General features: G+C 72.7%; 18 protein-coding genes. 10 read left to right on the top strand and 8 right to left on the bottom strand.

From position 1 onward, the window contains the following. Window positions 1-66 precede the first annotated feature (66 nt). Complete coding sequence (locus ACFYQ5_RS24100; protein WP_389200271.1) at window positions 67-1287, bottom strand: acetyl-CoA C-acetyltransferase; 1221 nt, start codon at window positions 1285-1287, stop codon at window positions 67-69. A 192-nt stretch (window positions 1288-1479) separates the two neighbouring features. Next, complete coding sequence (locus ACFYQ5_RS24105; protein WP_389200376.1) at window positions 1480-2523, bottom strand: SGNH/GDSL hydrolase family protein; 1044 nt, start codon at window positions 2521-2523, stop codon at window positions 1480-1482. 155 nt (window positions 2524-2678) lie between these two features. On the opposite strand from ACFYQ5_RS24105, the gene ACFYQ5_RS24110 reads away from it, so the two are divergent. Continuing rightward, window positions 2679-4082 (top strand): cystathionine beta-synthase, encoded by a 1404-nt coding sequence (locus ACFYQ5_RS24110; RefSeq protein ID WP_389200272.1) that lies wholly within the window; start codon window positions 2679-2681, stop codon window positions 4080-4082. 335 nt (window positions 4083-4417) lie between these two features. Here the strand turns inward: ACFYQ5_RS24110 and ACFYQ5_RS24115 are convergent, their stop codons facing one another. Further along, on the bottom strand, window positions 4418-4570 hold the full coding sequence (locus tag ACFYQ5_RS24115) for a hypothetical protein (RefSeq protein ID WP_389200274.1): 153 nt from the start codon (window positions 4568-4570) through the stop codon (window positions 4418-4420). On the opposite strand from ACFYQ5_RS24115, the gene ACFYQ5_RS24120 reads away from it, so the two are divergent. After that, window positions 4569-5372, top strand: a complete 804-nt coding sequence (locus tag ACFYQ5_RS24120; protein WP_389200276.1) for a maleylpyruvate isomerase family mycothiol-dependent enzyme — start codon at window positions 4569-4571, stop codon at window positions 5370-5372. The two genes, ACFYQ5_RS24115 and ACFYQ5_RS24120, sit on opposite strands and share 2 nt — an antisense overlap. Before the next feature lie 16 nt (window positions 5373-5388). On the opposite strand, the gene ACFYQ5_RS24125 is transcribed toward ACFYQ5_RS24120, so the two are convergent. Beyond that, complete coding sequence (locus tag ACFYQ5_RS24125) at window positions 5389-5970, bottom strand: thioredoxin domain-containing protein (protein ID WP_389200278.1); 582 nt, start codon at window positions 5968-5970, stop codon at window positions 5389-5391. Between the two features lie 148 nt (window positions 5971-6118). Between ACFYQ5_RS24125 and ACFYQ5_RS24130 the strand changes: the two genes are divergently transcribed. Further along, the gene (locus ACFYQ5_RS24130; RefSeq protein WP_389200280.1) at window positions 6119-6967 is read left to right on the top strand and encodes a MurR/RpiR family transcriptional regulator; all 849 of its coding nucleotides are present in this window, start codon (window positions 6119-6121) and stop codon (window positions 6965-6967) included. A 149-nt stretch (window positions 6968-7116) separates the two neighbouring features. Further along, the gene (locus ACFYQ5_RS24135) at window positions 7117-7656 is read left to right on the top strand and encodes a hypothetical protein (RefSeq protein WP_389200281.1); all 540 of its coding nucleotides are present in this window, start codon (window positions 7117-7119) and stop codon (window positions 7654-7656) included. Between the two features lie 10 nt (window positions 7657-7666). On the opposite strand, the gene ACFYQ5_RS24140 is transcribed toward ACFYQ5_RS24135, so the two are convergent. The 4 genes from ACFYQ5_RS24140 to ACFYQ5_RS24155 all read right to left on the bottom strand — a co-directional run bounded on the left by ACFYQ5_RS24140 (window position 7667) and on the right by ACFYQ5_RS24155 (window position 9856). After that, on the bottom strand, window positions 7667-8041 hold the full coding sequence (locus ACFYQ5_RS24140) for a hypothetical protein (RefSeq protein ID WP_389200283.1): 375 nt from the start codon (window positions 8039-8041) through the stop codon (window positions 7667-7669). A gap of 98 nt (window positions 8042-8139) precedes the next feature. Further along, complete coding sequence (locus ACFYQ5_RS24145; RefSeq protein WP_389200285.1) at window positions 8140-8607, bottom strand: roadblock/LC7 domain-containing protein; 468 nt, start codon at window positions 8605-8607, stop codon at window positions 8140-8142. 38 nt (window positions 8608-8645) lie between these two features. After that, a complete protein-coding gene (locus ACFYQ5_RS24150) occupies window positions 8646-9452 on the bottom strand; it encodes a winged helix-turn-helix domain-containing protein (protein ID WP_389200287.1) in 807 nt (268 codons plus the stop codon). Next, window positions 9449-9856, bottom strand: a complete 408-nt coding sequence (locus ACFYQ5_RS24155; RefSeq protein WP_389200288.1) for a hypothetical protein — start codon at window positions 9854-9856, stop codon at window positions 9449-9451. Before ACFYQ5_RS24155 ends, ACFYQ5_RS24150 begins: the two co-directional genes overlap by 4 nt. 253 nt (window positions 9857-10109) lie before the next feature. Here ACFYQ5_RS24155 and hutU point away from each other — a divergent pair, with 253 nt between their 5' ends. The 6 genes from hutU to ACFYQ5_RS24185 all read left to right on the top strand — a co-directional run bounded on the left by hutU (window position 10110) and on the right by ACFYQ5_RS24185 (window position 18260). Then, a complete protein-coding gene (gene hutU, locus ACFYQ5_RS24160) occupies window positions 10110-11774 on the top strand; it encodes a urocanate hydratase (RefSeq protein ID WP_389200290.1) in 1665 nt (554 codons plus the stop codon). Window positions 11775-11791: 17 nt separating this feature from the next. Further along, window positions 11792-13006, top strand: coding sequence for an allantoate amidohydrolase (locus ACFYQ5_RS24165; RefSeq protein ID WP_389200378.1), 1215 nt, complete (start codon window positions 11792-11794; stop codon window positions 13004-13006). Next, a complete protein-coding gene (locus ACFYQ5_RS24170; protein WP_389200291.1) occupies window positions 12997-14367 on the top strand; it encodes a formimidoylglutamate deiminase in 1371 nt (456 codons plus the stop codon). The genes ACFYQ5_RS24165 and ACFYQ5_RS24170 overlap by 10 nt, the downstream gene beginning before the upstream one ends. 110 nt (window positions 14368-14477) lie before the next feature. Next, entirely contained in the window at window positions 14478-15668 is a 1191-nt protein-coding gene (hutI, locus tag ACFYQ5_RS24175) for an imidazolonepropionase (protein WP_389200293.1), read from the top strand. Between the two features lie 138 nt (window positions 15669-15806). After that, a complete protein-coding gene (locus ACFYQ5_RS24180) occupies window positions 15807-16895 on the top strand; it encodes a GNAT family N-acetyltransferase (RefSeq protein WP_389200294.1) in 1089 nt (362 codons plus the stop codon). A gap of 87 nt (window positions 16896-16982) precedes the next feature. Next, window positions 16983-18260: a glycosyltransferase family 2 protein gene (locus ACFYQ5_RS24185; RefSeq protein WP_389200379.1), complete on the top strand. Its 1278-nt coding sequence runs from the start codon at window positions 16983-16985 to the stop codon at window positions 18258-18260. The last annotated feature ends 50 nt before the right edge of the window (window positions 18261-18310 follow it).

An 18310-nucleotide genomic window follows, 5' to 3' on the forward strand; every position in this document is an offset into this window, starting at 1 on the left:
GCTTCGCCTTCGCTGCGGGCAGGTGCCGCCTTCGTTCCTCAGGCGACCCCTACCCTCCGCTGCGGCTCAGCTCAGCCGCTCGATGACCATGGCCATGCCCTGGCCGCCGCCCACGCACATCGTCTCCAGGCCGAACTGCTTGTCGTGGAACTGCAGGCTGTTGATCAGCGTGCCGGTGATGCGGGCGCCGGTCATGCCGAAGGGGTGGCCGACCGCGATCGCGCCACCGTTGACGTTGACCTTGTCCAGCGGCAGGCCGAGGTCGCGGTAGGACGGGATGACCTGGGCGGCGAACGCCTCGTTGATCTCGGCCAGGTCGATGTCGTCGACGGTCAGCCCGGCGCGCTTGAGCGCCTGCTTGCTGGCCTCGACCGGTCCGTAGCCCATGATCTCGGGGGACAGGCCGGAGACACCGGTCGAGACGATGCGGGCCAGCGGGGTCAGGCCCAGCTCGCGCGCCTTGGTGTCGGACATGATCACGAGGGCGGCGGCACCGTCGTTGAGCGGGCAGCAGTTGGCGGCGGTGACGAGCCCGTCGGGGCGGAACGCCGGCTTCAGGCCCTGCACGCCCTCCAGGGTGACGCCCGCACGGGGGCCGTCGTCCTTCGAGACGACCGTGCCGTCCGGCGTGGTCACGGGAGTGATCTCACGCTCCCAGAAGCCGTTCTTGATGGCTTCCTCGGCGAGGTTCTGCGACCGCACGCCGAACTCGTCCATGTCCTGGCGGGTGACGCCCTTGATCCGGGCCAGGTTCTCGGCGGTCTGTCCCATCGCGATGTACGCGTCCGGGACGAGGCCCTCCTCGCGCGGGTCGGTCCAGCTCGTGCCGGTCTGCTCCGCCCGGGCGGCGGTGCGGGCCTCGGCGTCGGCGAAGAGCGGGTTGCGGGTGTCCGGCAGGCTGTCGGAGTTGCCCTTCGCGAAGCGGGACACCATCTCGACACCGGCGGAGATGAAGACATCGCCCTCGCCGGCCTTGATGGCGTGCAGCGCCATACGGCTGGTCTGCAGCGAGGACGAGCAGTAACGGGTGACCGTGCAGCCGGGGAGGTGGTCCATCCCCATCTGTACGGCGATGATGCGGCCCAGGTTGTTGCCCTGCTCGCCGCCGGGGAGGCCGCAGCCGAGCATCAGGTCGTCGATGTCCCTCGGGTCCAGCTCGGGGACCTTGGCCAGCGCGGTCCCGATGATGGTCGCGGTCAGGTCGTCCGCGCGCAGATCCTTGAGGGACCCCTTGAAGGCCCGGCCGATCGGCGAACGGGCAGCAGAGACGATCACGGCTTCGGGCATCACGCGGCTCCATGAGGGCTGGAAGGCAGGAAGGCTGTAAGGCTGGGCTGCCTTGGAAGTTACCCGGACGTATAGCTGAGGTCACCCAACAGGCGATGTGATGCGGACCTCTTTTCTAAGCAACCGCTCAGTCGCCCGCATTGTTCCCGTGAGGGAGCGGTCTCGCGGTGACTGCGGGGAGCGGCGCCGCGCTCACGCCCGCCGCCACGTCGCCCCCGACCCGCGCTTGTGCGCCGGTCCGTCGTCCGTGCCCGGCTCCGCGTCCTCGTGCGGCACCGGTTCCGTGTGGGCGGGCAGGCGTCGGCGCCTGCGGTGCTTGAGGAGGGCCCATGGCGCCCGTGCCGCCGTGACCTCGGTGCCCGCCTCCCTCGCCGCACGGGAGGCCGCCTTGGCGACCGGCAGCATGCCCTCGCGGCGCGAGCCGTCCAGATGGTCGGACTCCGGCCACAGCCCGAGGACCGCGCACAGGGTCGGCAGCATCGCCATCGAGGCGGTCGCGTACCCCTCGGCCGAGGGGTGGTAGTTGTCCGGGCCGAAGAGCTCCCGGGGGTTCGCCTCGAACTCCGGCCCGAGCAGGTCGCCCAGCGAGACCGTCCGTCCGCCCTGTTCCACCGCGCCGATCGTCTGGGCCGCCGCCAGCTGCCGGCTGACCCGCCGGGCCAGCCACCGCAACGGCTGGTAGACGGGCTCGATCGTGCCCAGGTCCGGGCAGGTGCCCACGATCACCTCCGCCCCGGCCGTGCGCAGCCTCCGTACGGCGGCGGCCAGACAGCGCACCGACTCCGTCGCCGGCATCCGGTGGGTCACGTCGTTCGCGCCGATCATGATCGCGCAGACGTCCGGTACGCCCGACGGATCCGCCAGTACCAGGGACACCTGCCGCTCCAGATCGTCCGACCGGGCCCCCGGCAGGGCCACGTTCCGGAAATCCACCGGCCGTTCGGCCACCGCCGCCAGCCCGGACGCCAGCAGCGCCCCCGGGGTCTGGCCGGCCCGGCGCACGCCCTGCCCGGCCGCCGTCGAGTCGCCCAGCAGGACGAACCGCAACGGATCGGAGGGGCCGGCGAACGCCACCCCGTACCGCCCGTCCGCACTCGGCGGGACCGGTGCCTTGCCCCCGCCCACCAGCCGTTTCGCCAGCTGTACCTCGGCCAGAACCAGGCCCACCGTCGCCGCGCCGATCAGACCGACGCCGCCGCCCCCGTAGGCCGCACCCGCTGCGATCCGCCGTGCCACCCTCGCTCTCGACACAGTCCGGTCCACCTCCTCCGTGCCCTACAGCCGTACACAGCACTACCTGCCCCGTGGAGGGCGTAACTCAATCGCTTCGCCCGATCTCCTGCCCGTACGCATACTCTTGCCTGACCATCTCGGAGATCCCGGAGTACACGGTGCAATTCCACGATTCGATGATCAGTCTTGTCGGCAACACCCCGCTGGTCAGGCTGCGCAATGTGTCGGCAGGCATTCAGGCGACGGTCCTGGCCAAGGTCGAGTACTTCAACCCCGGCGGGTCGGTGAAGGACCGCATCGCGCTGCGCATGATCGAGGCGGCCGAGGAGAGCGGAGAGCTTCAGCCGGGCGGCACGATCGTGGAGCCGACCAGCGGCAACACGGGTGTCGGCCTGGCGATCGTGGCCCAGCAGAAGGGCTACAAGTGCATCTTCGTCTGCCCGGACAAGGTGTCCACGGACAAGATCAACGTGCTGCGGGCATACGGCGCGGAGGTCGTCGTCTGCCCGACGGCGGTCGACCCGGAGCACCCTGACTCGTACTACAACGTCTCCGACCGGCTGGTCCGCGAGACGCCGGGAGCCTGGAAGCCCGACCAGTACTCCAACCCCAACAACCCGCGCTCGCACTACGAGACCACGGGCCCCGAACTCTGGGAGCAGACGGACGGGCGGATCACCCACTTCGTCGCCGGCGTCGGTACCGGCGGCACGATCACCGGTACGGGCCGCTACCTCAAGGAGGCCAGCGAGAACCGGGTGAAGGTCATCGGCGCGGACCCGGAGGGCTCCGTCTACTCCGGCGGCTCCGGACGTCCGTATCTCGTGGAGGGGGTCGGCGAGGACTTCTGGCCGAGCGCCTACGACCGTACGGTCACGGACGAGATCGTCGCGGTCTCGGACAAGGACTCCTTCCAGATGACCCGCCGCCTCGCCAAGGAGGAGGGCCTGCTCGTCGGAGGTTCCTGCGGCATGGCGGTCGTCGCGGCCCTGGAGGTCGCCAAACGACTCGGCCCCGAGGACGTGGTGGTCGTCCTGCTGCCGGACAGCGGACGCGGCTACATGAGCAAGATCTTCAACGACGAGTGGATGGCCGACTACGGCTTCCTGGAGGACTCCGGTCCCTCCGCCCGTGTCGGCGCCGTCCTCGACTTCAAGGACGGCCCGCTCCCCTCGCTCGTCCACATGCACCCGGAGGAGACGGTCGGCGAGGCCATCGACGTACTGCGGGAGTACGGCGTCTCCCAGATGCCGATCGTGAAGCCCGGCGCGGGTCACCCGGACGTGATGGCCGCCGAGGTCATCGGCTCCGTGGTGGAGCGTCAGCTCCTGGACGCGCTGTTCACCCAGCGGGCCGAGCTGTCCGATCCGCTGGAGAAGCACATGTCGTCCCCGCTGCCGCAGGTCGGCTCGGGGGAGCCGGTCGAGGACCTGATGGCCGTGCTCAGCGGTGCGGACGGTGCCGACGCGGCGATCGTTCTCGTCGAGGGCAAGCCGACGGGCGTCGTGAGCAGGCAGGACCTGCTGGCCTTCCTGGCGAAGGGCGCGGCGCCGAAGCCGTGAGCGTGGGTTTCCCGGGTTCGCGAAAACGGTACGAGCGCGACACGTTGACGCAGCACCGGCTTAACACGGCTCCGGCACAGTAAGGGGTGTCGGCAGGGAAACCCGCCGACACCACGAACGGCGACACGGACTACGGAGCGGCTCCCGGACCTCCACCGTCGCCAGGACGTGACTCCCGGCCCTGACCCGGGACCGCGTCCCTCGCGGGGACCGCCGTCGTCCCGCCCTCCGGGCAACCGGGGGTGCGGCGGTCCCCGCGATTATTCATGTGCGGGGACGCCGGGCTCTCAGCCGTCCCGGTCGGACACGGGCTGTGGCCTCTTCCGGGCCCACGGTCACGCGCGGGCCGCGTGCACCGCGTTCACGCCGATGATCCCCAGCCAGGCCACGACGTGTCCCCTGGCCCCCTGTTCCGGCGGCTCGTCGCACGGGGCGGGCCGTGCCCCGTCGGCGTAGCGTTGGTGACGGAAGACGGGAGGCGCGCCCATGGCCACCACGACAACGTCCGCCCGTGCCGTTCCGCGCACGGTCGGGACGAGGGCCCGCCTGGTCAACGAGGCCGAGCTGCGGGCGACGCTCACCACGTTCCGCGAGCTCTCCGACGAGGACTGGCGGCGCCCGACGCCCTGCACCGGCTGGAGTGTCCGGGACATGCTGGCCCACATCGTCGGCCAGTACGAGGAGTTGCCGCGACCCTGGGTGGCCGTGCGGCGGATCCGGCGGGCCGCGCGGACCCATCCGCACCTCGGCCGGATGGACGGCCACAACGAGGCCCAGATCGAGGACCGGCAGGCCGTGCCGGGGCGCGAACTGATCGGCGCACTCGCCCACTTCGCACCCCAGGGACTCATCGCCCTGCGGCGCGTGCCGGCCCCGGTACGTCGCAGGGTCCGGCTGAGTCTGCTCTACCCGGAGGCGAAGGCCCTGCCCGACGACTCGATGGACTACCTCGGCAACGTCCTCATCGCCCGCGACACCTGGATGCACCGGGTGGACCTCGGCGACGCCACCGGGACCGAGCTGGTCCTCGACGGGCACGACCGGGAGATCGTGGACCAGGTGGTGCTCGACCTGGCCCTCGCCTGGACGGGCCCCGCGGCGGAACTCGACCTCCTCGGCCCCGCCGGAGGGCGCCGGCTGCTGGGCATCGGCACCCCGGCGGCCACGCTCCACGCGGACGCGGTCGACTTCGCCCGGCACGTGTCGGGGCGGCCGACGCGAGGCAGTCTGGAGCTGGAGGGTGATCCCGGGGCGCGGGCCGCGCTGCTGGCGGCCCGCGTCGTGTTCTGACGCACGGGCCGGGCGTTCAGGGGGGAGTCACCTCGGCGAGGAAGGCCTCGGGGGTGACCGCGTATCCCAGGGCGTTGATGACGGCGACCGGGGTGCGGTCGATCAGGACCGTCGGGGTGGACCGTACGCCGCTCGTCCCGAAGGCAGCCGACACCTGCGCCGCCCAGGGCAGGTAGGTGCGCTCCATGACCTTCTGCCGGAAGCCGTCGGTGCGCAGCGCCTCGACCTCGTCGGCCAGCCGCAGCAAGGTGTCCCGGTCGGCGAAGGCGTCCACCTCCTCGCTGGGCTGATCGGCGTACAGCGCCCGCAGGAAGTGCATGAACGGCTTCTGCCCGGTGTCCGCCGCGGCTCCCAGCGCGGCCAGCGCCTCCAGGGAGCCGCTGCCGCCCGCGGCGTCGTCGATGAACGTGCCGAAATGATGGTCCACCGCGAATCTGCCCTCGTCCGCGGCCCGCTCCATCACGGCCCCGAGGGCGAGTTCCATGCGCTTGCAGAAGGGGCAGCGCAGATCGGCGTAGACGCTCAGCACGTGCGTGGCGTCGGGGTCGCCGTAGCGGACGATGACGCCGCCCGGCCCTCTCGTATTGGCTGGGATCATGCCCCCAGGGTCCGCAGGGGCGAGCGGGCCCGCAATGCGAGGGCCGGGCCGGCGCGGAAGCGGGGGTTGTATATGGACATGCAGACCGCTTGCTGGCTGAATGGATTCCTCGCTGCCGGACCGGTGCGGCGGAACTGGAGGGGACAGCATGAGCGGGAGCAGCCCGGCTGCGAGGTTGCAGCGGCTCTTCGAGGGGCGGCGGCTCACGCCCACCCAGCGGCGGATCGCGCACTCCATGGTGCGGCGGGCCGCCGACGCCCCCTTTCTGTCGAGTGTGGAGCTCGCCGAGCTCGCCGGGGTCAGCCAGCCGTCCGTGACCCGTTTCGCCGTGGCGCTCGGATTCGACGGGTACCCGGCACTGCGCAAGCACCTGAGGGAGGTCACCCCGGAAGGAGCGGCCGTCGGCGGTGACGCGGAGGAGGGCCTCAACGAGTACCAGCAGGCGGTGCTGGCGGAGATCGAGAACCTGCGGCAGCTGTCCGAACTGCTCGCCGACCCGGCCCCCGTGGAGCGGGCGGGACGGGTGCTCGCCGCGTCCAGGCCGCTGCTCGTGCTCGGGCTGCGGGCCGCGTCCTCGCAGGCCCGGGGGTTCGGGTACTTCGCCGCCAAGGTGCACCCCGATGTACGCGTACTCGACGAGGGCGGCAGCATGCTGCACGACCGCGTCGATGCCGCCAGGCGGGCGGGTGCGAGTGCCGTGATGTGCTTCGCGCTGCCGAGGCACCCGCGCGAGGTCGTGGACGCGCTCGCGTACGCGCGGGACCAGGGGCTGACCGTCGTCACCGTGTCCGACTCGGCGTTCGCTCCGGTGGCGGCCCACAGCGATCTGCTGATTCCGGCCGCCGTGGGGACCGGGCTCGCCTTCGACACCGCGTGTGCGCCGATGCTGCTGGGGCGGGTGCTGCTGGAAGCCATGTGCGACGGGCTGCCCGAGGCGCAGGCCCGGCTGGAGGAGTTCGACGCGAGGGCTGCCGAGCGAGGGCTGTTCGTCGACTAGACGGACGGCGGGGGCTCCGGGCGGTCCGCTTCCGCTGATTCTCAGACATCGCTCATCTGCGCCCGTTAATCTCCGCGCCCGAGAAGGTCCACAGGGAACCGTGGGAGAGGGGTACGGACGTGGGGCGCGGAGCGCAGTCGTTGGCGAGGGTGGCCGTGATCGTACGGGCCGGGGCCGCGCCGTTGTGGTGGCCGGGGCTGCTGGCGGCGGCCGTCGGGGCGTTCGTCCCGGGCCTCACCGGCCGGCGGATCGGGCTGCTGGCGGGGGCGGTGCTGTTCCTGGTGACGCTGGCCGGGGTGGCGTTCACCCGGACCGGGCGGTACGCGGAACTCGCGAAGGCCGCCACGCGGGCCGGGCGCGGCGATTTCCTCCAGGACCGGGACGTGACCGTACGGAACTGGCGGCGCGGGTACCGCTGGTGGCTGGCCGGCGCGTTCCTCGTGGCGGTCGCGAGCGCGTACGTGCTGCCGGGCGCCGGCGGGCTCGTGCTGGCCGGGGCCGGTGCCGGGCTCTGGCTGAAGGCCGTACGGCTCGGGCAGCGGGAGCGGCGGGACGACGTCCTGTACTGGGTGCGCACCGACTGGGTGGAGCGTGGCCGGCCCGCGGGCCGGCGGGTGAAGGCCTACCGGACGACCGGCCCCGTGGCGGGGGACGCCGCACCCGGTGGGGCGCGGCGCCGCCGCCGGTGAGAACGCCGGGTCAGACCTCCAGGTCCGCTTCGATCTTCCGCAGCTGGTGGCGGGCCATCGCGAGGTTGGCCCGGCCGGAGTCCAGCACGAGGTAGAGGAACAGCCCGTTGTTGCCACGGGCCTTGAGCAGCCGGATCAGGTGGTACTGGGTGCCGAGGGTGATCAGGATGTCCTCGATCTCGTCCTTGACGCCCAGGTGCTCCATGGTCCGGAGCTTCGCCCGGACGACGTCCGTGTTTCCGGCCGCCGCGACCTCCAGGTTGAAGTCCTTGCCACCGCCGAGGGTGCCCAGTGCCATGCCGCTGGTGTAGTCGACGAGTGCGACACCGACGGTCCCCTCGATCGACGCCATCGCATCCTTCAGTGACGCTTCGGTGTTGGCCATAGTGCTCGTTTCCTTTCCCTGGCCGGCCCGGTGGCCGGTCCGTTGCTTGGTGGTGCGCTGTCCGCCCGTGGCGCGTGCGTGACGGGCCGCGGCGGGTGTCACGTGGAATCCGGTGCGGTGGCGCGGCGGGGCAGGGCCCGGGACTGCTGCGGGCGGGGAGGCGGCGCGGGGCGGTCGGCGCGGTCCTGCGCGGCGTCGACGACTTCGCCGATGCGTGCACCGGCGCGGCGGCCTTCGAGGTGGAGGCGGCCGACGTTGATGCGGTCCTCGGCCAGCAGGGTCAGGACGGCGGAGGAGCCCGCCGCGTACGTGGCGATGTAGCCGCTCTCGCCCCGGATCAGGAGTTCGCGGAAGCCGCCGCGTCCGGTGGCGTCGGTCATCCGGATCGAGACGCCGAGTGCGGCGGCGGTCAGCGCGGCGACGCCCTCGGCCTCGACGCCCGGGGTGTCGTGGGCGACGATCAGGCCGTCGGTGCTGGCGGCCAGCGCGCCGGTCAGGAGCGGGACCCGGGCGCGTAACCGCTGGAGCTCGTCGAGGACATCCTGCACTTCGGCCTCGGGCACCATCAGCTGTCTCCTCCCGGCACGCTGTCTCAGCGCGCGTATCACAGGGCCTCCAATGCGTCTCTGAGCCGGCGCAGCAGGGCGACGTCGGGGTCGGTCGTGACCTCGGGCAGCGTGATGCGGCCGCGCTCAGGCACCGCTTCCTGCCCGGCGGTGGCCGGGCGGACCGCTTCGACCAGTCCGGCAGCCGCCAGTCGGCGCAGGTCGACCAGGATGTGGAAGGCCGAGCGGCCCAGCTCCTGGGCGATGTCCGTCGCGGTGCGCTCGCCGTTGACCAGAGCCAGGACGCGGCGCTGGCGTGGGGGCACCGGGGCGTCGACCGGGTGGGCCGAGGCGGAGAGCGGGGCGCTGTCGGTGTGCGCCTCCGGCCAGATCCGGTCCAGGAGTTCGCGGCGCCGGAGCGTCTCGCGCTGCACGGCGTGCACGGGCACGGGGCGGACGGGGCCGATCCAGTGGGAGACCCCGTAGCGGAAGCGGGCCGGAGTGTGCGTGGGGGCCAGGGCGAAGAAGGCCGCGTCGTACAACGCCCCCAGGTGGCAGAGCTCCAGCGCGCCGCCGGGGACCCGGCCGCTGTCCACGAGGTAGCGGCCCACCCGCTGCCGGGCGCCCGCCTGGGCGACCGCTTCCCACCAGCCCTCGGAGCGCAGGGCCCCGCCGGTGGTGAGCAGGACGTCGATGCCGGGCGTCGCGGGGCTCTCCGCGTGGACCACCTGGCCGTCGGCGAGGTACAGGGTGCCGCGGTCGCGCATCAGCGCGCCGGTCGCGCGCTCCGCCGCGAGCCGCTGCAGCATCGGGGAGAGGGCGGCCCGTTCGGGTATGCCGGGCGGGTCGGCGACGCCGGGTCTCATGCCAGGACCAGCCGCTCGGCTATCTCGCCGAGCCTTATGCGCGCGAGGGCGAGGTTGCCCTCCGCGCGGTCCAGCCAGAGATGGAGGAAGACGCTGCTGTCGAAGGCCGTCTCGACGAAACGGAGGATGTGGTAGCCGGGGGCGGTGGTGACGATGACGTCCTCGACGGCGGGGGCCGGCGGGCCCGACAGTCCGGCGGCGGGTGCGTCCGCCTGCGCGAAGACCGGCTGTTCGGCGGCCATCCTCGCCAGTTCGGCGGTCTCGGCGGCCGTGGCCTCGTGGTCGCCGCTGGGTGACTCGCCGATGGTGCCGAGCGCGAGACCACTCGTCCAGTCGACCACCGCGGCACCCCGGGCACCGGGCAGCCTCATGACTTCGATCAGGCACTCGTCGATTCCGGGCAAGGCGGACTTTCCTCCCGACGTGGCGGACGGATGTAATGGAGAGGTTACGCAACGTGTGTGTGACTGGTGGGAGTTCTGGCATTTTCCACAGGTACGTGCGAACGGTCCGCCCGCCACCGTTGCCGGCCGGGGCGTCGATGCCGGTGCCAACAGGACGGCCTGCCCGGGACGGCGCGAGCCGCACCTGTTGACTAGGAGTATTCAGATGGGCAGGATGTGAATAGGAGAGTCACATTCGCGAGGAGGCAGCCCCATGTCAGGACCCCGCCCCGTACGGGCACCGCGTGGTACCGAACTGAGCGCCCTGGGATGGCAGCAGGAAGCAGCCCTCCGCATGCTGCAGAACAACCTGGACCCCGAGGTCGCCGAACACCCCGACAAGCTCGTCGTCTACGGCGGCACGGGCAAGGCGGCCCGCGACTGGCGGTCCTTCGACGCCATGGTCCGTACGCTGCGGACGCTCAAGCAGGACGAGACGATGCTCGTCCAGTCCGGGCGGCCGGTGGGTGTCATGCAGACCCACGAATGGGCGCCGCGCGTCCTGATCGCCAACTCCAACCTGGTGGGCGACTGGGCCAACTGGGAGGAATTCCGCCGTCTGGAGGCCCTCGGGCTCACCATGTACGGGCAGATGACCGCGGGATCCTGGATCTACATCGGCACCCAGGGCATCCTCCAGGGCACGTACGAGACGTTCGCCGCAGTCGCGGCGAAGCGGTTCGGCGGGACGCTGGCGGGGACCATCACGCTGACGGCCGGACTCGGCGGCATGGGCGGGGCCCAGCCGCTGGCCGTGACCATGAACGACGGCGTCGCCCTGTGTATCGACGTCGACCCGCGCGCCATCGAGCGCCGGATCGAGCACCGCTTCCTGGATGTCCGGGCCGACTCGCTCGAGCACGCGCTCCAACTGGCCGTCGAGGCCCGGGACGCCCGGCGCCCGCTCTCCATCGGCCTGCTCGGCAACGCGGCGGAGCTGCTGCCCCGCATGCTCGCCGAGGGTGCTCCCGTCGACATCGTCACCGACCAGACCAGCGCGCACGACCCGCTCGCCTATCTGCCCGTCGGCGTCGACCTCGACGACATGGCCGCGTACGCGGCCGAGAAGCCCGCCGACTTCACCCGGCGTGCCCGGGAGTCGATGGCCGCGCACGTCGAGGCGATGGTCGGCTTCATGGACGCGGGAGCCGAGGTCTTCGACTACGGCAACTCGATCCGGGGCGAGGCCCAGCTCGCGGGATACGCCCGCGCGTTCGACTTCCCGGGCTTCGTGCCCGCGTACATCCGGCCGCTCTTCTGCGAGGGCAGGGGCCCGTTCCGCTGGGCGGCGCTCTCGGGTGAGGCGTCCGACATCCACAAGACGGACAAGGCGCTGCTCGAGCTCTTCCCGGAGAACGAGTCGTTGCACCGCTGGATCAGGATGGCGGGGGAGCGGGTCCACTTCCAGGGGCTGCCGGCGCGCATCTGCTGGCTCGGCCAGGGCGAGCGCGACAAGGCGGGCGACATGTTCAACGACATGGTCGGCGACGGCACCCTCGCCGCCCCCCTCGCGATCGGCCGCGACCACCTGGACTGCGGTTCGGTGGCTTCCCCCTACCGCGAGACGGAAGGCATGCTCGACGGCTCCGACGCGATCGCCGACTGGCCGCTCCTGAACGCCATGGTGAACGTCGCCTCGGGCGCCTCCTGGGTCTCCATCCACCACGGTGGCGGCGTCGGCATGGGCCGTTCCCTCCACGCGGGCCAGGTCTCGGTCGCCGACGGCACGAAGCTGGCCGGCGAGAAGATCCGGCGGGTGCTCACGAACGACCCCGGCATGGGCGTCATCCGGCACGTGGACGCGGGCTACGACATCGCGGAGTCGGTCGCGGACGAGTGCGGCGTGCGCATCCCGATGCGGGAGGAAGACACCGCGTGAGCGACACCTTCCACGCCATGTGGCGCTCGCTGCGGCCCATCGGCCGCAGCGACGCCTCGGGCGGCTACCGCCGCTACGCCTGGACCGGCGCCGACGCCGAGTGCCGTCTGTGGTTCCAGGCACAGGCCGAGGCGCGCGGCCTCGTCCACGAGATCGACCGCAACGGCAACCAGTGGGCCTGGCTCGGCGATCCGCTCGCCGGGGACGCCGTGGTCACGGGGTCCCATCTCGACTCCGTGCCCGACGGCGGCGCCTTCGACGGCCCCCTCGGCGTGGTGTCCTCCTTCGCCGCCCTGGACGAACTCCGCCGCAGGGGAGCGGTGTTCACCAGGCCCTTCGCCGTCACCAACTTCGGCGACGAGGAAGGGGCCCGGTTCGGGCTCGCCTGTGTCGGCTCCCGGCTCGCCGCCGGGCAGCTGACCGTCGAGCACGCGCACCGGCTCCGTGACGGGGACGGCATCTCGCTCCCGCAGGCCATGGAGGCCGCGGGACACGACCCCGGCGCCATCGGCCCCGACCCCGAACGCCTCGCCCGGATCGGTGCGTTCGTCGAGCTCCATGTGGAGCAGGGCCGCGCCCTCGACCTCAGCGGGGACCCGGTCGGGGTCGCCTCGGCCATCTGGCCGCACGGCCGCTGGCGGTTCGACTTCCGGGGCGAGGCCAACCACGCCGGCACGACGCGGCTCGCCGACCGGCGGGACCCGATGCTGACGTATGCCGAGACCGTGCTCGCGGCCCGACGCGAGGCGGAGCTCGCCGGGGGCCTCGCGACCTTCGGCAAGATCGCCGTCGAGCCGAACGGGGTCAACGCCATCCCCTCCCTCGTACGCGCCTGGCTCGACTCACGGGCCTCCGACCAGGCCACCCTCGACGCCGTCGTGAGCGGCGTCGAGCGGGCGGCGCGGGAGCACGCCGAGCGGGCCGGGATCGATCTCGACGTCGTACGCGAGTCGTTCACCCCGGTGGTGGACTTCCAGCACGCGCTGCGGGACGAGATCCGCCGGGTCCTGGAGAAGCGCGGCCCGGACGGCGGTGGGCGCTCTGTGCCCGTGCTCGGCACGGGGGCGGGACACGACGCGGGTATTTTGTCCGCTTCCGTGCCTACCGCCATGCTGTTCGTACGGAACCCCACCGGGATCTCGCACTCACCCGCCGAGCACGCAGCGGAGGACGACTGCGTGGCCGGGGTGAGGGCACTCGCCGACGTACTGGAAGGTCTCGCGTGCAGCTGACTACGCAACCGACGGGCACACCGGTCACCGCGACGTACTGGATGTCGCACGCCTGGCTCGGCACCCACGTCGAGCCGGGCGTCCTCCTGGACGTGGCGGGCGGGCGCATCGCCGGTGTCCGGACGGGCATCGACACGCCGCCGCCCGGCGCCACCGCGCTGCACGGGCTGACCGTCCCGGGGCTGGCCAACACCCACTCGCACGCCTTCCACCGCGCGCTGCGCTCCACCGTCCAGGTGGGCTCCGGCACCTTCTGGACGTGGCGTGAGCTGATGTACCGGACGGCCTCCCGTCTCACCCCCGACACCTACTACGACCTCGCCCGCGCCACGTACGCCGAGATGGCGCTGGCCGGGATCACCGCGGTGGGCGAATTCCACTATCTGCACCACGCGCCCGGGGGCACGCCCTACGAGGACCCGAACGCCATGGGCGAGGCGCTCATCGCCGCGGCGGCCGAGGCCGGCATCCGCATCACGCTGCTCGACACCGCCTATCTCGCCGCCGGATTCGGCGAGAAGCCGAGCCGGCACCAGCTGCGCTTCTCCGACACCACCGCCGACGCCTGGGCCGAGCGCGCCTCCCTCCTCAAGGGGGACGGAGACCTCGTGGTGATCGGCGCCGCCATCCATTCCGTACGCGCCGTCCCGGCCGGGCAGTTGTCCACCGTCGCCCGGTGGGCCCAGGAACGGGCGGTCCCGCTCCATGTCCACCTCTCCGAGCAGACCGCGGAGAACGACGCCTGCCTCGCCGCCCACGGCCGCACCCCGGCCCGGCTCCTCTCCGACCACGGGGTCCTCGGCCCGCACACCACGGGCATCCACAACACGCACCTCACGGCCGAGGACATCGAACTGCTGGGCTCCTCCCGGACGGGCACCTGCATGTGCCCCACCACCGAACGCGACCTCGCCGACGGCATCGGCCCCGCGGCCGCTCTCCAGGGTGCGGGCTCTCCTCTCTCGCTGGGCAGTGACAGTCACGCCGTGATCGACCTCTTCGAGGAGGCCCGGGCGATGGAGCTCAACGAACGCCTGCGCACCCATGTGCGGGGCCACTGGACGGCGGCAGCCCTGCTCAGGGCGGCGTCCGCCGAGGGGCACGCCGCGCTCGGCCGCCCGGACGCGGGTCTGCTCGAACCGGGCGCGCCCGCCGATCTCGCCACCGTCGCACTGGACTCCGTCAGAACAGCGGGGCCGCTGCCCCGGCTGGCAGCCGAAGCAGCCGTATTCGCCGCCACCGCCGCTGATGTGCGGCACACCGTGGTGGCGGGCCGGCACATCGTCCGGGACGGCCGCCACACGCGGATCGAGGACGTGCCCGGAGCGCTCGCCTCGGCCGTCGCCGCCCTGTACGGCTGAACGGCCGGCCGAAGGCCGCGCCGAACGGACCGCCCCGGCCCGTGCCGGAAGAACGGCGGCCGAAACCCCCGGCGGTACAGCCGGGCGAACCCGACGAAAGCTGCGTTTGGATGCCGACGACCACGACGACCACGACGACCGCCATCACCCACATCGCGAACCTGGTCACCAACGACCCCTCCCTCGGAGACGGGACCCCTCTGGGCCTGATCCGGGACGCGGCCGTCGTCATCGACGGCGACCGCATCGTGTGGACCGGTGAATCCAGCAAAGCACCCGCCACTGACAACGCCGTCGACGCGGGCGGGCGCGCCGTGCTCCCCGGCTTCGTGGACTCCCATTCGCACCTGGTGTTCGCGGGCGACCGCACCGCCGAGTTCAACGCCCGTATGTCCGGCCGCCCCTACTCAGCGGGCGGCATCCGCACGACGGTGGCCGCCACCCGCGCCGCCTCCGACGACGCGCTCTCCGCCAACGTCGCGCGCTATCTGGCCGAGGCGCTCCGGCAGGGCACCACCACCGTCGAGACCAAGTCCGGCTACGGCCTCACCGTCGAGGACGAGGCACGCGCGCTGCGCATCGCCGCCCGCCACACCGACGAGGTCACCTTCCTCGGCGCCCACATCGTGTCCCCGGACTACGCCCACGACCCCGCCGGTTACGTGGACCTCGTCACCGGGCCGATGCTGGACGCCTGCGCCCCGTACGCCCGCTGGATCGACGTCTTCTGCGAGCGGGGCGCCTTCGACGAGGGCCAGGCGCGCACGGTCCTCACCGCGGGCCTGGCCAGGGGCCTGCACCCCCGCGTCCACGCCAACCAGCTCGGCCACGGCCCCGGCGTCCGTCTCGCCGTCGAGCTGGACGCCGCGTCCGCCGACCACTGCACCCACCTCGACGACGCCGACCTCGACGCGCTCGGCCAGGGCCGCACCGTCGCCACCCTCCTCCCAGGCGCCGAGTTCTCCACCCGTGCGGCCTGGCCCGACGCCCGCCGCATCCTCGGCGCGGGCGCCACCGTCGCCCTGTCCACGGACTGCAACCCGGGCTCCTCGTTCACCTCCTCCATGCCGTTCTGCATCGCCCTCGCCGTACGGGACATGGGCATGACCCCTGACGAAGCGGTCTGGTCCGCCACCGCCGGAGGGGCCGCCGCCCTGCGCCGCACCGACATCGGCCGTATCACTCCGGGGGCCCGTGCCGACCTCGTGCTCCTCGACGCGCCGAGCCATGTCCACCTGGCCTACCGGCCGGGAGTCCCGCTGGTCGGCGCCGTATGGCGGCGGGGTGAGCGGGTCGTGTGACACCCCCGTCCGGGCGGACCCGATATTCCCCGGTCGGTCACGGGATGTCGCGGCTGTCTACCGCCGGGTGACCGCGCCCGGTACCGTTCCGAGCAGCGTGGCTCAGGGGGGTAGGACCGGGGGGTCTTGGTGAGCGGCATGCGCGTACGTGTGGTCAGGCCCGGAGATCTGGGCGCGGGGGACATCGAGATCTGGCGTGCGCTGCGGGCGAAGTCCGGCGCCCCGGCCCATCCGTTCATGGAACCGGAATTCGCCCTGGCCGTCGGCCGGGTCCGGCCGCACGCGCGGGTGGCGGTGATCAGCGAGGAGTCCGGGGGAACGGCCGGCTTCCTCCCGTTCGAGCGGGGACGCCTCGGCCACGGACGGGCCATCGGCTTCGGGGTCTCCGACGTCCAGGGCGCGGTGCTGCGCCCCGGCCTTCCGCTGGACGCGAAGGAGCTGCTGCGGGCCTGCGGCCTCTCCGCCTGGGAGTTCGACAACCTGGAGGAGCGCCAGGGCCTCTTCGAGCCGGACGCCGCCCGCTCGTACGCCTCGTACGTCATCGATGTCGGCGACGGTTACGAGAGTTACGAGAAGGCGCTGCGCGCGCGGTCGCCGAAGTTCCTCAGGACCACCCTGGCCAAGGAGCGCAAGCTCGGTCGCGTGGCCGGGGAGGTGCGGTTCGTCCTCGATGAACGGGACCCGGAGGTGCTGCGCACCCTGATGGGGTGGAAGTCCGCCCAGTACCGCAGGACCGGCCGCCGTGACCGCTTCGCCAAGGCGTGGATCCGCGGTCTGGTGGAGTTCCTGTTCCACACCCGGGCGCCCGGGTGCTCCGGTCTGCTCTCCGTCCTGTACGCGGGTGACCGGCCCGTGGCCGCCCACTTCGGGCTCCGCTCGCGGACGCTGCTCTCGTGCTGGTTCCCGGCGTACGACCCCGAGTTCGCGAAGTTCTCGCCGGGCCTGATCCTGCATCTGCGGATGGCGCGGGCCGCGGCGGACGACGGCATCGGGATGCTCGACATGGGGCGCGGGGCGGCCGAGTACAAGGACGCGCTGAAGACCGGGGAACGCGCGGTGTACGAGGGCGCCTCGGTCAGGCCGGGCGCGGGCGCGGCCCTGCGGTGGCTCGGCCGCGAGCCCTCCCGCCGCGCGCACAGCTTCGTACGGGAACGGCCCCGGCTGGCGGGCCTGGCGCAGCGCGGCCTGGAACGGGCCGGCCGGCTGCGCGAACCGAAACGTCCATAGCGACACGACCGGGGGGACCGGATGCCGTACGGGAACGGACAGACAGGGAACGCGCCGCGGTTGCCGGACATCGGCCGGCTCGCCGGCATGGCCGTCGCCGAGCTGGAGCTCGACGCGGCCGACGGCACGGGTGTACGGATAGGGCCCGCCCCCGGCGGTCCGCCCCTGGACACGCGGGACGGTGACGAGCAGCGGGTCTTCGCCCTGGTCCGGCTGCGCGGGCGCCCGGTCGGCACGGTCGTCGGGCGCGTCAGGGCGGGCGACGACCCGGCCTCCGTCCTCGCCGGGCAGGCGGCGGACGAGATCGTCCTCCCGGACGTCCAGGAGCCCCCGCCGGCCGGGGAGGTGCCCAGGGCCACGGTCGTCGTCGCGACCCGGGAGCGCCCCGGGCCGCTCGCCCGCGCCCTCGATTCGCTGCTCGCCCAGGACCACCCGGACTTCGAGATCGTGGTCGTCGACAACGCCCCGGCCACCGGTGCCACCCGCGAACTCGTCACCTCGGCCTACGCCGGACGGGGCGTGCGCTACGTCCGGGAGCCGGTGCCCGGCCTGGCCGCCGCGCACAACAGGGGCATCGCGGTCGCGGGGGCCGATGTGCTCGCCTTCACCGACGACGACGTCATCGCCGACCCGCACTGGCTCACCGCCCTCACCAGGCCCTTCGGCGAGGACCCCCGGCCGGCCTGTGTCACCGGTCTGATCCTGCCGGCCAGGCTGACCACCCCGGCACAGGTCCTGCTGGAGAGCCACGGCGGATTCGCCAAGGGGTTCACCGCGCGCCGCTACGACCCCGCGCACCCGCCCGCCGACGAGCCGCTCTTCCCGTTCACCGCCGGACGGTTCGGCTCCGGTGCCAACATGGCGTTCCGCGCGGGGCCGTTGAGAGCGGTCGGCGGTTTCGACCCCGCCACCGGCACCGGGACCGCGGCCAAGGGAGGCGACGACCTCTACGCCTTCGTACGGCTCCTCGCGGAGGGGTATCCGCTGCACTACACGCCCGACGCGATCGTCTGGCACCACCACCGGGAGCGCTGGGAGGACCTGTGCGGGCAGGCGTACGGCTACGGGGCCGGGCTCACCGCCTGCCTCGCCGCGCTCCTGGTCCGCAGGCCCGCGCTGCTGCCGCCCCTCCTGGCGCGGCTGCCGCGCGGTCTCGCCCATGCCCGTTCGATGACGGCGGTGCGCGCCGGGAACACCGACACGGCGGAGCGCGCCGGTGTTCCCGGCGCGCACGGCACCTACACCTACCCGTGGCCCCGGCATCTGTCCCGGCTGGAGCGGCGCGGTCTGCTGTACGGCCCCCTCGGATACGTACGCGCCCGGCTCGCGGTCCGTGGCGCGTCACGCCCCTGGGAGGGGAGGTGAACGCCCGCGTACCCGAGATGCCCGGCGGACCGGACGGCCCCGGCAGGCCG

This window comes from Streptomyces sp. NPDC005794 (assembly GCF_042871445.1).
Taxonomy (GTDB): Bacteria; Actinomycetota; Actinomycetes; order Streptomycetales; family Streptomycetaceae; genus Streptomyces.

Bases quoted from the DNA above. Each gene is read 5' to 3' on its own strand.
- ACFYQ5_RS24100 (WP_389200271.1), bottom strand. From the start codon at position 1,287: ATGCCCGAAGCCGTGATCGTCTCTGCTGCCCGTTCGCCGATCGGCCGG.
- ACFYQ5_RS24120 (WP_389200276.1), top strand. From the start codon at position 4,569: ATGGCCACCACGACAACGTCCGCCCGTGCCGTTCCGCGCACGGTCGGG.
- ACFYQ5_RS24115 (WP_389200274.1), bottom strand. From the start codon at position 4,570: ATGGGCGCGCCTCCCGTCTTCCGTCACCAACGCTACGCCGACGGGGCA.
- ACFYQ5_RS24125 (WP_389200278.1), bottom strand. From the start codon at position 5,970: ATGATCCCAGCCAATACGAGAGGGCCGGGCGGCGTCATCGTCCGCTAC.
- ACFYQ5_RS24130 (WP_389200280.1), top strand. From the start codon at position 6,119: ATGAGCGGGAGCAGCCCGGCTGCGAGGTTGCAGCGGCTCTTCGAGGGG.
- ACFYQ5_RS24140 (WP_389200283.1), bottom strand. From the start codon at position 8,041: ATGGCCAACACCGAAGCGTCACTGAAGGATGCGATGGCGTCGATCGAG.
- ACFYQ5_RS24145 (WP_389200285.1), bottom strand. From the start codon at position 8,607: ATGGTGCCCGAGGCCGAAGTGCAGGATGTCCTCGACGAGCTCCAGCGG.
- ACFYQ5_RS24150 (WP_389200287.1), bottom strand. From the start codon at position 9,452: ATGAGACCCGGCGTCGCCGACCCGCCCGGCATACCCGAACGGGCCGCC.
- hutU (WP_389200290.1), top strand. From the start codon at position 10,110: ATGTCAGGACCCCGCCCCGTACGGGCACCGCGTGGTACCGAACTGAGC.
- ACFYQ5_RS24165 (WP_389200378.1), top strand. From the start codon at position 11,792: ATGTGGCGCTCGCTGCGGCCCATCGGCCGCAGCGACGCCTCGGGCGGC.
- hutI (WP_389200293.1), top strand. From the start codon at position 14,478: ATGCCGACGACCACGACGACCACGACGACCGCCATCACCCACATCGCG.
- ACFYQ5_RS24180 (WP_389200294.1), top strand. From the start codon at position 15,807: ATGCGCGTACGTGTGGTCAGGCCCGGAGATCTGGGCGCGGGGGACATC.
- ACFYQ5_RS24185 (WP_389200379.1), top strand. From the start codon at position 16,983: ATGGCCGTCGCCGAGCTGGAGCTCGACGCGGCCGACGGCACGGGTGTA.